Below are 12051 nucleotides of genomic sequence, written 5' to 3' on the forward strand. Positions count from 1 at the left end.
CCCACTTGACATTTTACTCCTTAGATAATAAAATAAAATCGGTTTTATGTAAACGCTATCATACATAATAATAACAAGGAGGTTTTGTCATGAAACTAGAAAAGAAACAGCGCTTCTCCATCCGTAAATACGCGGTTGGGGCAGCTTCTGTACTTATAGGATTTGCTTTTAGCGCACAAGTCGTATCTGCCGACGGGATTACTCCAGCTCCAACAGCTGAAGAAACTGTCCAAACGATTCAGGAGAGTCCTCAAGCAGTCAAAGAAGCTGTAGACTCCAAGGTTCCAGAAAAACTGGAAGAAAAGGCTGGCAAGCCTGTAAAAGAGGAGGTCAAAGAAGACAAGGAGGCTCCTCGAACAGTTGCTCCAAAAACAGAAGAGTCAAGCGCACCAGTTGTGACAGAAAATGCTAGTCCAACTCCTACTGCCGAGAAAGAAAGCCCTGCCCCAGCTGAGACTCCTGCCGAAAGTACTCCTTCAGAAAAGAAAAATGAAGCCGTCACACCTGCAGTAGCCACTCCTAGCATGGAACGAGCAACTCAGGTAAATGAAAAACTGGCAAAACGAAAAATGATCTCAATCGACGCTGGACGCAAGTACTTCTCTCCAGACCAACTCAAAGAAATCATCGACAAAGCCAAACACTACGGTTATACTGATCTTCATCTACTAGTTGGAAATGACGGCATGCGTTTCATGCTGGACGACATGACGATCAAAGCCAATGGCAAAACCTATGCAAGTGACGATGTCAAACGTGCACTTGAAAACGGAACCGATGCCTACTACAAGGATCCAAACGGCAACCATTTGACAGAAAGTCAGATGACGGACTTGATCAACTATGCTAAAAACAAAGGCATTGGTCTCATCCCAACTGTAAACAGCCCTGGTCACATGGATGCGATTTTGCATGCCATGAAAGAACTAGGCATCCAAAAACCGAACTTCAACTACTTTGGTAAGGAATCTGCTCGTACCGTTGACCTTGATAACAAGGAGGCTGTTGCATTTACCAAAGCTCTGATCGACAAGTATGCTGCTTACTTCGCTGGCAAATCTGACATCTTCAACATCGGGCTAGACGAGTACGCCAATGATGCTACAGATGCTAAAGGCTGGAGCGTTCTTCAAGCCTATAAATGGTATCCAGAAGATGGATTCCCAGACAAGGGTTATGAGAAATTTATCGCCTACGCCAATGACCTTGCTCGCATCGTCAAATCTCACGGTCTCAAACCAATGGCCTTTAACGATGGTATCTACTACAATAGCGACACTAGCTTTGGAACCTTTGACAAAGACATCATCGTTTCTATGTGGACTGGTGGATGGGGCGGATACGACGTCGCTTCTTCTAAACTTCTAGTTGAAAAAGGCCACCAAATCCTTAATACCAACGATGCTTGGTACTACGTCCTCGGACGAAATGCCGATGGCCAAGGCTGGTACAACCTCGACCAAGGACTCAATGGTATCAAGAACACTCCAATCACTTCTGTACCAAAATCTGATGGGGCTACTATCCCGTTCATCGGGGGTATGGTAGCTGCTTGGGCGGATACCCCATCTGCACGCTATTCACCATCACGCCTCTTCAAACTCATGCGTAGCTTCGCAAATGCCAATGCTGAATACTTCGCAGCTGACTATGAGTCTGCTGAGCAAGCTCTGAAAGAAGTCCCAACAGACCTTAACCGCTATACTGCAGAAAGTGTCGCAGCTGTCAAAGAAGCTGAAAAAGCCATTCGCTCACTCGATAGCAACCTCAGTCGCGCCCAACAAGACACCATTGATCAAGCAATCGCGAAACTCCAAGAAGCTGTCAGCAATTTGACCTTCACACCAGAAGCTCAAAAAGAAGAAGACGCAAAACGTGAAGTTGAAAAACTTGCCAAGAACAAGGTAATCTCCATCGATGCCGGACGTAAGTACTTCACGCTCGACCAACTCAAACGCATCGTAGACAAGGCGAGCGAGCTCGGCTACTCTGATGTGCACCTTCTCCTAGGAAATGACGGACTTCGCTTCCTCCTTGATGACATGACCATCACGGCTAACGGAAAAATTTATGCAAGTGATGATGTCAAGAAGGCCATCATCGAAGGAACAAAAGCTTACTACGATGATCCAAACGGAATCACTCTTAGTCAAGCTGAAATCACTGAATTGATCGAGTACGCAAAATCAAAAGGCCTCGGACTCATCCCAGCGATCAACAGCCCAGGTCACATGGATGCCATGCTCGTTGCTATGGAAAAATTAGGCATCGCAAACCCTCAAGCTAATTTTGATAAAGTCTCCAAAACAACCATGGATCTCGAAAACGAAGAGGCGATGAACTTTGTTAAAGCCCTCATCGGTAAGTACATGGACTTCTTTGCAGGCAAGACTAAGATCTTTAACTACGGTACAGACGAATACGCTAATGACGCTACCAATGCTCAAGGCTGGTACTACCTCAAATGGTATGGACTCTATGGCAAGTTTGCTGAGTACTCTAACACCCTTGCTGCCATGGCCAAAGAAAGAGGCCTTCAACCAATGGCCTTCAACGATGGTTTCTACTATGAAGACAAAGATGATGTTGAGTTTGACAAGGATGTCATCATCTCTTACTGGTCTAAGGGATGGTGGGGTTACAACCTTGCAACGCCTCAGTACCTAGCAAGCAAAGGCTACAAATTCCTCAACACCAACGGAGACTGGTACTACATTCTCGGCCAAAAACCAGAAGATGGTGGTGGCTTCCTCAAAAAAGCTCTCGAAAATACCGAGAAAACTCCATTCAATCAACTAGCATCAACTAAATACCCTGAAGTTGACCTTCCTACTATTGGTAGTATGCTTGCTATCTGGGCAGATAGACCAAGTGCTGAGTACAAGGAAGAAGAAATCTTTGAACTCATGACTGCCTTCGCGGATCACAACAAAGACTACTTCCGCGCTGACTACAATGCTCTCCGTGAGGAGCTTGCTCAAATCCCTACTAACTTGGAAGGATACAGCAAAGAAAGTCTCGATGCTCTAAATGCAGCTAAAGAGGCTCTCAACTACAACCTCAATCGCAGCAAACAAGCCGAGTTAGACGCTCTCGTAGCCAAACTCAAGGCAGCCCGCCTAGGCCTCAAACCAGCGGCAACTCACTCAGGAAGCCTCGATGAAAATGAACTAGCTGCCAATGTTGAAACCAAACCTGAACTCATCACAAGAGCAGAAAAGATTCCATTTGAGGTCATCAAGAAGGAAAATCCGAATCTCCCAGCTGGTCAGGGAAAGATCATTACACCAGGTGTAGAGGGCGAACGCACTCATTACATATCTGTCCTTACTGAAAATGGAAAACAAACAGAAACTGTTCTAGATAGCCAAGTGACCAAAGAACCTGTGACACAAGTGGTTGAAATCGGTGCCCCTATTACTCACAAAGGAGATGAACACGGTCTTGCTCCAGCCGCAGAAGCAAAACCTAGACTGGACATCCAAGAGGAAGAGATTCCTTTCACTACCGTGACACGTGAAAATCCACTCTTGCTCAAAGGGAAGACTCAAGTCCTTACCAAAGGTGTTAACGGTCGTCGCAGTCATTACTACTCTGTAAGCACTACTGCTGATGGCAAAGAAGTGAAGACTCTTGTCGATAGCCTTGTAACGCAAGAAGCAGTGACACAAGTCATTGAAGTCGGAACCCTTGTTACCCATGTAGGGGATGAACACGGTCTTGCCCCAGCCGCAGAAGCAAAACCTAGACTAGACATCCAAGAAGAAGAGATTCCTTTCACTACCGTGACACGTGAAAATCCGCAATTGCCAAAAGGACAAAGTCAAGTCGTCGTTACTGGTGTAAATGGTCGTCGTACGATTTTCTACTCTGTCAGCACTACTGCTGACGGCAAGGAAGAAAGAACTCTTGTCAATAGTGCGGTATCGCAGGAAGCGGTCGCTCAGGTTGTCGAAGTCGGAACTGCCGTTGAGAAAGCTGAGCAAGCTGAAGCAACTACTAGCAAAGCAGATGAAAAACAACTCCCTGCAACAGGAAGTCAAGACTCTGTAGGCTTGGTCGCAGCAGGACTCATGGCCACACTAGCAGCTTACGGACTCACTAAGAAAAAAGAAGATTAACACCCTTCGATAAGCATATAAAAAAGCGAGATTGAATCTCGCTTTTTATTGTTAGGATTAATCACCCAGTCCGATACGTTCAAAGATATCATCCACTCGTTTGGTGTAGTATGCAGGGTTGAAGATTTCATCAATTTCATCTTGAGTGAGGCGTGATGTCACTTCTGGATCTGCTTCGAGAAGCGGTTTGAAGTCTACTTGGTTGTCCCAAGAGTAGGCCGTTTTTGGTTGCACCAAGTCATAGGCTTGCTCACGTGTCATACCTTTTTCGATCAAGGTCAACATAGCACGTTGGCTAAAGATAAGACCAAACGTAGAGTTCATGTTGCGAATCATGTTTTCTGGGAATACCGTCAAGTTCTTGACGATATTTCCAAAGCGGTTGAGCATGTAGTCGATCAAAATGGTTGTATCTGGTGTGATGATACGTTCAGCTGATGAGTGGGAAATATCACGTTCGTGCCAGAGAGCGACGTTCTCATAGGCTGTCACCATATGACCACGGATAACACGCGCCAAACCTGTCATGTTCTCAGAACCGATAGGATTGCGTTTGTGAGGCATTGCTGAAGAGCCTTTTTGACCTTTGGCAAAGAACTCTTCTACTTCACGTTGTTCAGACTTTTGCAGACCACGGATTTCCGTTGCCATACGTTCGATTGAAGTCGCGATGCTAGCAAGAACCGCAAAATACTCAGCGTGAAGGTCACGAGGAAGCACCTGTGTAGAGATTTCTTGGGCACGGATACCCAGTTTGTCGCAGACATATTGCTCAACAAATGGTGGGATGTTAGCGAAATTCCCAACCGCACCCGAAATCTTACCGGCTTCCACACCAGCAGCTGCATGCTCGAAACGCTCGATATTGCGCTTCATTTCGCTGTACCAAGTCGCCAATTTAAGACCAAAAGTTGTAGGTTCAGCGTGCACACCGTGGGTACGCCCCATCATGATGGTGAACTTGTGCTCCTTAGCCTTATCAGCGATGATGTTAAGGAAGTTTTCAAGGTCACGACGGATGATGTCGTTGGCTTGCTTATAAAGGTAACCATAGGCCGTATCCACCACGTCAGTAGAGGTCAAACCATAGTGAACCCACTTACGCTCTTCACCAAGAGTCTCTGAAACCGCACGCGTGAAAGCAACCACATCGTGACGAGTTTGCTGCTCAATCTCCAAAATACGGTCAATGTCAAAGTCCGCTTTTTCGCGAATCAAAGTCACATCTTCCTTAGGGATTTCCCCCAACTCAGCCCATGCCTCGTCAGCCAAGATTTCCACCTCAAGCCAAGCACGGTATTTATTTTCTTCACTCCAAATGTTCGCCATTTCTGGGCGAGAGTAACGGTTGATCATTGTTGGTTATCTCCTTTTAAGTAATGATTTGAGGCAGCGCCAGTATATAGTATATCACGTATTTCGTACATCAATTTTAATACCAACTGTTTATATCTATTAAACACTTGTTGCGTAACTTTATCATTTGAGCTAATATCTCCTCCATGTGCCACACCATTTCTATAATCCAAAAATGTGTTCATTTCTTCTTTCAAAGTAGGATTTGGATGATTATAGTCTTCTCCCCATCGTTCTGGGAACTCTGGCAACGAAAATTGTTTCAGGATCTTATTCAACACATCAAAACTAACATTACTTTCTGTATTAATCGATGTATCTAATAAAATTCGATCACTTTGATAGTGACTTCGTAAATCAGATAAAAATTTAATCCTTCTACTCAATTTTTCAGGGTATTCTCTAAACTGTTTAAACTTTGACTCCATTTGAAAAACCATAATACTATTTTGATAGTCTTGAAATGGAATATTTAGCTTATTCAAAGTTGATAAATATTCACTAAATGTTTTTTGAATAAATCCTTCCCAAATTGAATAAATCATTGCAATAGTCTGGACAGAAAAAATAGCCAAATGTTCTGTATTCAAGCGATATCTTTTGGTAAATATTACTCTTTCAATTTCATTAAGTGTATGTTCAGATTCTTTTATTCGTAAATCTAATTCATCAAAAAAATTTTGCAATTCAATTTCCATAACTAAAAATCTCTTGAGCTCGTTGTAAACGTTTCTTAATTCTACTCCTACTATTTGATGCTGAACCAGATAGACGTTTGAATTCATCATCTGTTTGTAATTGATGAATTTTCTCTCGTAATTCATCTTTATGCTTTACATAATAATCTAAGTTTTCCGATGTTCCAATCATTACACCTTCAAAGACAGCCGGCACAAAAAGATTTCGTTCATTTCTAAAAATATTATTATCGCCTATCTCCGTTAATAACGCTATCGTTGAATTAAAAATTTCCTTATACTTTTCACTATCAAGATTACCTGTACTAGTAGTCTCATCCATAAATTTATCCAAAAAACTTTGTGTGCTTAAATTGATATTGTTAACATTTTTATAAAATGCTACAAAACGTAATATAAGTTCTTGATCATATAATTCCCGAATTTTTGTTTCACTTAAGCTAGTCAAATCTTTAAAATCACTATTCTGGCTTAACTCTGTTATTAACTCATTTAAATCTGGATTAATTCCCCTATACACAGCATTTCTAATTTCTTGTGGTGTCAACTTCGTCCCACCTGAATTCAATCTCTTAAACAACTCATACTTTAACGATGTGTTACTCTCCCCTCTTAAGATTTCAACACGACAAACAGCTCGTTTAATATTCAGTTTATATTTTTGAGGTAAAGTTTCAACATTAAATCCTTCTAGATCTTTAATAATATCTCCTGCTTCCAACTCCCAATTGTTTGAATTAGAAACCAAATCTTCTACAACATCTGAAACTTCATAATTTTGTACTAAATTAGGTTTTAAATTACCAAAAAAACTTATTATTGTTGAAACCCTCTGAAGACCATCTACCAATTCCCAAACTCCATTCTCATCTTCAGCGACAAATATCGGAGGAATCGGAATACCCATTAAAATAGATTCTATTAATAAGGTTTTCTGTGTATTAGTCCATCTAAACAACCGTTGATACTCTGGTCTAATAATCAATTCAGATTGTTCATAAAGATTCATAATCTCTCCAAAAGAAATATCCATTCTATCTGCCGAGAGCTTTTGTCTCTCATCTGAAATTTGCTGTTCTAATAACTGAATTTTCTCTTCTAAAGTTGACATATTATTAAACTCCTTTTAAAATAGTTTTTCTACCATCTATTCAAATTCTTCTTTCCCAATCCACACAGAAGGATAATGATCCAGTGTATTCAAATCCGTATCTAACGAGACATCATAGATAGCTAAATAGTTTTCAGGAAATTGTGCAACTAGCTCTTCATACTTAGCTTTCACTTTTTCATGATCGCTACTAGCATACAAGACTTCGACGACTGCTCCAGTCTTATCCTTTTCAACAAATGCGTTAACGATGATTTGAATCATAGTCTCCTCCTAAAAATCAATCCCTTCCCCAAACTCAACCACACTATTTGGCGGATCACTAAACAAAGTTACATGCCCTAACCTACGGTTATGCTTATCTTCTATGGTCACTTATTCACCGCCCACTCCGCTGCTTTCTCTGCATGGATCACTGTTGTGTCATAGAGAGGCAGATCGGTGTCGGATTGCTTGACGAGGAGACCAATCTCAGTGCAACCCAAGATAACAGCTTCAGCGCCTGCTTTTTTCAAATCATCTATAACGGCAAGATAAGTCTGCTTTGAGCTTTCTTTGATGTCCCCTAGGCAGAGCTCGTCATAAATAATCCGATTGACCTCTGTAATACCAGCTTGGTCTGGAATCAGCACTTCTAACCCAGACTCTATTAATTTCTCCTTGTAAAAATCTTGAGTCATGGTGTACTTGGTCCCTAGGAGGCCGACTTTTTGAATACCGTCAGCCAACAAGGCCTGCGCGGTTGCCTGCGCAATATGCAAGATTGGAATCGTAATCTTTTCTTGTATCTGCGGAGCAACCTTGTGCATAGTGTTGGTACAAATAACGATGAAATCCGCACCAGCTTGCTCCAAGCGCTTAGCAATATCTGCCAACAGTTGACCGCTTTTCTCCCAGTCTCCGACTGCTTGATAATGCTCAATCTCTGCAAAATCAACACTATAAAGTAGAATCTTAGCAGAATGCAGGCCACCCAGCTCTTTTTTGATGGTTTCGTTGATGATTTGGTAGTAAGATGTGGTACTTTCCCAACTCATACCACCAATCAGACCGATAGTTTTCATAGACTAATTAAACTCCTCCTTGCTTGTCACAACCGACGGATAGTGTGGTAAGCTACTTAAATCTGTATCCAATGGCAAATCATAGATAGCCAGATAATTGTTTGGATATTGAATCTTTAATTCCTGATATTGGCTTTTACTTTTTCATGGTCGGCACTGGCAAAGAGCACTTCCACAACGGCGATTTCTTTTCCTTCCTCCACAAAAGCGTTGACAATAATTTGAATCATAAACTGGTTTCCATTTAGCTTTAAAGATTATCATTTTCTGAGTCTTCATGTATAGAAAATTCAAATGAAATTCTCTCAGGATGTCTAGGCAGGCCGTAACTACTCAGATAATCCTTAACTTCCTTCACGGAACAAAAATATTCTAAGACTAGCTGATTGCCAGCTCTCTCTAAAATATGAATCCCTCTCTATCCGCAATCTCTGGAACAATCAAATCGTCCGTATAAGTCAGTGTTACGGTCGTTATTTCATCATCTAGCAATTCATCAAATTCTTCTGTCATTTCAAAAATCAATCCCCTCACCAAACTCAACCACGCTATCCGGCACATCACTAAACAAGGTCACATGTCCCATCTTACGGTTGTGCTTCGCTTCTATTTTACCATACATGTGGAGGTGGGCGCTTGGATTTTCTGCAACATACTTTTCAGCGGTCTCGACGTGTTGGCCGAGTACGTTGAGCATGACGGCTGGTGCATGCAGGTGGATAGCTGGTAATGGTGCTCCGAGAACGCCCAAGATATGGGTATCAAACTGCGAGAAGTCACAGGCTTCGATAGAGTAGTGCCCTGAGTTATGTGGGCGTGGAGCAATCTCGTTGACGATAATGTCATCAGCTGTCGCAAACATTTCCACACAAAGTGTTCCAGACAAATTCAGCTGTTCAGCGATTCTCACTGCCATGGCTTTTGCCTTATCTGCTATACTTTCTGAAATGCGAGCAGGCACAATGGTTTTCGAAAGAATGTTGTTGCGGTGGATATTTTCCTGAACTGGGAAGACCGTCACGTCCTTGCCATTTCCTGATACAATGACAGAAATCTCAAGGTCAAAGTTGACAAATTCTTCTAAAACGCAATCTGCTGAATCCGCTAGTGCATAAGCTTCTTCTAAATCTGCTTCTGAGCGAATGACCTTTTGTCCATGGCCATCATAGCCACCAGTCGCAGTCTTGAGAACATAGTTTTTCGATAGGTCAATATCTGCCAAGTCTTGGCTTGAGGTCACAACCTTGTAGGGTGCCACGGTGACTTGAGCCTTATTTAAGAGAAAGTCCTTTTCAAAGATGCGATTTTGGGAAATGCGGAGCAGATCTGTCCCTTGAGGGAGCTGCCCATCCTTGATGACAGCATCCAAACCATCGGCATCGACATTCTCAAACTCATAGGTGAGGACATCGCAACGCTCCGCCAACTGACGAAGGGCATCCACATCATTATAAGGCGCCACTATGATTTCCGCTACGCGAGAGGCCGGGCAATCCGCCGCAGGATCCAGCGCGATAACCTTGTGCCCCATGTAGATAGCAGAAATGGCCATCATCTGCCCCAGCTGACCGCCACCGATAATTCCGATTGTTTTAGATGAGCTCATTGGTAGACTCCTCTGCGATTTTTCCTTGTTCTTCTGCAAAATCTGCCAAAGCTGTCGCAATAGCCTGATCCTCTACTGACAGGAGACGGAGGGCAAAGAGGGCCGCATTGGTCGCGCCTGCTTCACCGATAGCCATTGTCGCCACAGGTACGCCACCTGGCATCTGTACGATAGAGTAGAGCGAGTCCACGCCACTAAGAGCACGTGATTTGACTGGTACACCAATGACAGGCAGAGTGGTTTTTGCTGCGACCATACCTGGTAAATGGGCTGCGCCACCTGCACCTGCAATAATGACCTTGATGCCACGGCTACGTGCTTCTTCGGCATGTTTGAACATAAGGTCAGGTGTACGGTGGGCAGAAACAACTTTCTTTTCGTAGGCTACACCGAAGCGGGCTAGGACTTCTGCTGTTTTTTGCATGGTTGCCCAGTCGGATTTTGAGCCCATGATGATGGAAATTACTGGTTTAGTCATAATATTCCTTTTCTTTCCTTTCTTTTTTCAATCACCTTAAGTTGTGAGGGACGGCAGCAGCCACCAAAGGTGTCTCATGCCTAAATCGGAAGCCCAAGGTCTTCCGATTTCCCTGAACGATTGGATTATCATCCAATCGTTCATTCACAACGGCGGTGATTGTTCTATATTAGCTCGCTAATGCTCGCAAATCAAACGACCATTATCGTATTTGGCGACTTCGTCGCGCTATTCTTATATCTTTACTTAATAGCCTTGCTTCCGATATCTGTTCGGTAAAAGAGACCTTCTGTGTTTTGTTGGGAGAGTTCTTGGTAGATGGTATCTTGGGCGTCTTTGACGGTGTCTGCTGTGGTAACTAGCATATAGACACGTCCGCCATTTGATAGCAATGCTCTGCTATTTTCCGCAAACTTAGCCCCTGCATAGTAGGTGATGATATTGCCTTCTGTCTTAGTTGGCAACTCGACACCCTTTGCATAATCTAGCGGGTAGCCCTTGGATGCGACAACCACACCCAGAGTCACACCCTTGTCGGTCCAAGTGATGTTGGGCTCCTTGCCATCGAGAATATCCGTGATATTTTGCGCCAAGTCAGATGTCAAACGAGGCAGGATAATCTGAGTTTCGGGATCTCCAAAACGAGCATTGAACTCGATAACCTTAGGTCCATCAACTGTCAAGATAAGACCCGCGTAAAGGACACCAAGATACGGACGACCTTCTTTGATCATCCCTTCAAGGACTGGCTTGACAATGGTGTCAACCGCTGTGTCAACCACGCTCTGTGGCAAGTGAGGAACTGGCGCATAGGCACCCATCCCACCAGTGTTAGGTCCCTTGTCGCCATCGTAAGCACGTTTGTGGTCCTGAGCCGTCGGCATGGTGTAGAACTTATCCCCATTGACAAAGGCAAAGAGAGAGAACTCTTCTCCGTCAAGGAATTCCTCGATAACCACACGCGCACCGCTATCCCCGAATTTATTGTCCAAGAGCATCTCGTGAGCAGCTTCGACCGCTTGCTCAACCGTCTCCGCAACGACGACACCTTTCCCGAGTGCCAAACCATCTGCCTTGACAACGATAGGAGCGCCTTTCTCCTCGATATAAGCCTTGGCCTCCTCGAAATCTGAAAATGTGCCATAGGCTGCTGTCGGAACATCGTATTTGACCATGATTTCCTTAGCAAAATCCTTGGACCACTCCAGCTCCGCTGCAGACCTAGTCGGACCAAAAGCCTTGAGACCAGCTTGGTTAAAATCATCTACGATTCCAGCAGCAAGGGCATCATCTGGCCCGATAAAGGACCAAGCAATATCGTTGGCTTTTGCAAACTCAATCAATTTAGAATGTTCGGAAATAGAGATGTCCATCAATTCCAAACCATCCAGAGTCATTCCGTCATTTCCAGGAGCTACAAAAACTTTTTCAACGTCTTTTGACTCAAGCAACTTCTTAGCAATCGCATGTTCACGACCACCCGAACCGACAACTAACAGCTTCATCTCTCAACCTCTTTTGCGAATTATTTACTAATATTATATCACAAACGTTCGCTTTAATCTTGTTTTACTTAGCATTTTAAGTCAAAAAAGGAAAGAAACTGTTTTCTTTCCT

Annotated in this window: 10 protein-coding genes and 2 pseudogenes; 1 reads left to right on the plus strand and 11 read right to left on the minus strand. The window is 43.4% G+C overall.

The window, feature by feature from the left end; translation table 11 throughout:
• Positions 1 to 89 precede the first annotated feature (89 nt).
• On the plus strand, positions 90 to 4121 hold the full coding sequence (gene strH / locus PG086_RS07845) for an LPXTG-anchored beta-N-acetylhexosaminidase StrH (RefSeq protein ID WP_270748490.1): 4032 nt from the start codon (positions 90 to 92) through the stop codon (positions 4119 to 4121).
• A 57-nt stretch (positions 4122 to 4178) separates the two neighbouring features.
• On the opposite strand, the gene purB is transcribed toward strH, so the two are convergent.
• From purB to purD, 11 genes and pseudogenes are all read right to left on the minus strand, one after another.
• Complete coding sequence (purB, locus tag PG086_RS07850; protein WP_270748491.1) at positions 4179 to 5477, minus strand: adenylosuccinate lyase; 1299 nt, start codon at positions 5475 to 5477, stop codon at positions 4179 to 4181.
• A complete protein-coding gene (locus tag PG086_RS07855) occupies positions 5474 to 6175 on the minus strand; it encodes an MAE_28990/MAE_18760 family HEPN-like nuclease (protein WP_270748493.1) in 702 nt (233 codons plus the stop codon). The genes purB and PG086_RS07855 overlap by 4 nt, the downstream gene beginning before the upstream one ends.
• Positions 6165 to 7286, minus strand: coding sequence for a DUF262 domain-containing protein (locus PG086_RS07860; RefSeq protein ID WP_270748495.1), 1122 nt, complete (start codon positions 7284 to 7286; stop codon positions 6165 to 6167). The genes PG086_RS07855 and PG086_RS07860 overlap by 11 nt, the downstream gene beginning before the upstream one ends.
• A 36-nt stretch (positions 7287 to 7322) precedes the next feature.
• Entirely contained in the window at positions 7323 to 7550 is a 228-nt protein-coding gene (locus PG086_RS07865; protein WP_270748497.1) for a phosphoribosylaminoimidazole carboxylase, read from the minus strand.
• Positions 7551 to 7559: 9 nt separating this feature from the next.
• Positions 7560 to 7655: pseudogene (locus PG086_RS07870) on the minus strand (phosphoribosylaminoimidazole carboxylase); the annotation flags it as partial.
• 2 nt (positions 7656 to 7657) lie between these two features.
• Positions 7658 to 8350 (minus strand): aspartate/glutamate racemase family protein, encoded by a 693-nt coding sequence (locus PG086_RS07875; RefSeq protein WP_270748498.1) that lies wholly within the window; start codon positions 8348 to 8350, stop codon positions 7658 to 7660.
• A 3-nt stretch (positions 8351 to 8353) separates the two neighbouring features.
• A pseudogene (locus PG086_RS07880) lies at positions 8354 to 8580 on the minus strand (phosphoribosylaminoimidazole carboxylase).
• Between the two features lie 284 nt (positions 8581 to 8864).
• Complete coding sequence (gene purK, locus PG086_RS07885; protein ID WP_270748501.1) at positions 8865 to 9956, minus strand: 5-(carboxyamino)imidazole ribonucleotide synthase; 1092 nt, start codon at positions 9954 to 9956, stop codon at positions 8865 to 8867.
• Positions 9943 to 10434: a 5-(carboxyamino)imidazole ribonucleotide mutase gene (gene purE, locus PG086_RS07890; protein ID WP_270748502.1), complete on the minus strand. Its 492-nt coding sequence runs from the start codon at positions 10432 to 10434 to the stop codon at positions 9943 to 9945. Before purE ends, purK begins: the two co-directional genes overlap by 14 nt.
• Before the next feature lie 31 nt (positions 10435 to 10465).
• Positions 10466 to 10582, minus strand: coding sequence for a phosphoribosylaminoimidazole carboxylase (locus PG086_RS07895; protein WP_270748504.1), 117 nt, complete (start codon positions 10580 to 10582; stop codon positions 10466 to 10468).
• A 94-nt stretch (positions 10583 to 10676) separates the two neighbouring features.
• Positions 10677 to 11939, minus strand: a complete 1263-nt coding sequence (purD, locus tag PG086_RS07900; RefSeq protein ID WP_270748505.1) for a phosphoribosylamine--glycine ligase — start codon at positions 11937 to 11939, stop codon at positions 10677 to 10679.
• Between the last annotated feature and the right edge of the window lie 112 nt (positions 11940 to 12051).

It is taken from the genome of Streptococcus halitosis (genome assembly GCF_027691175.1).
Classification (GTDB): Bacteria; Bacillota; Bacilli; order Lactobacillales; family Streptococcaceae; genus Streptococcus; species Streptococcus halitosis_A.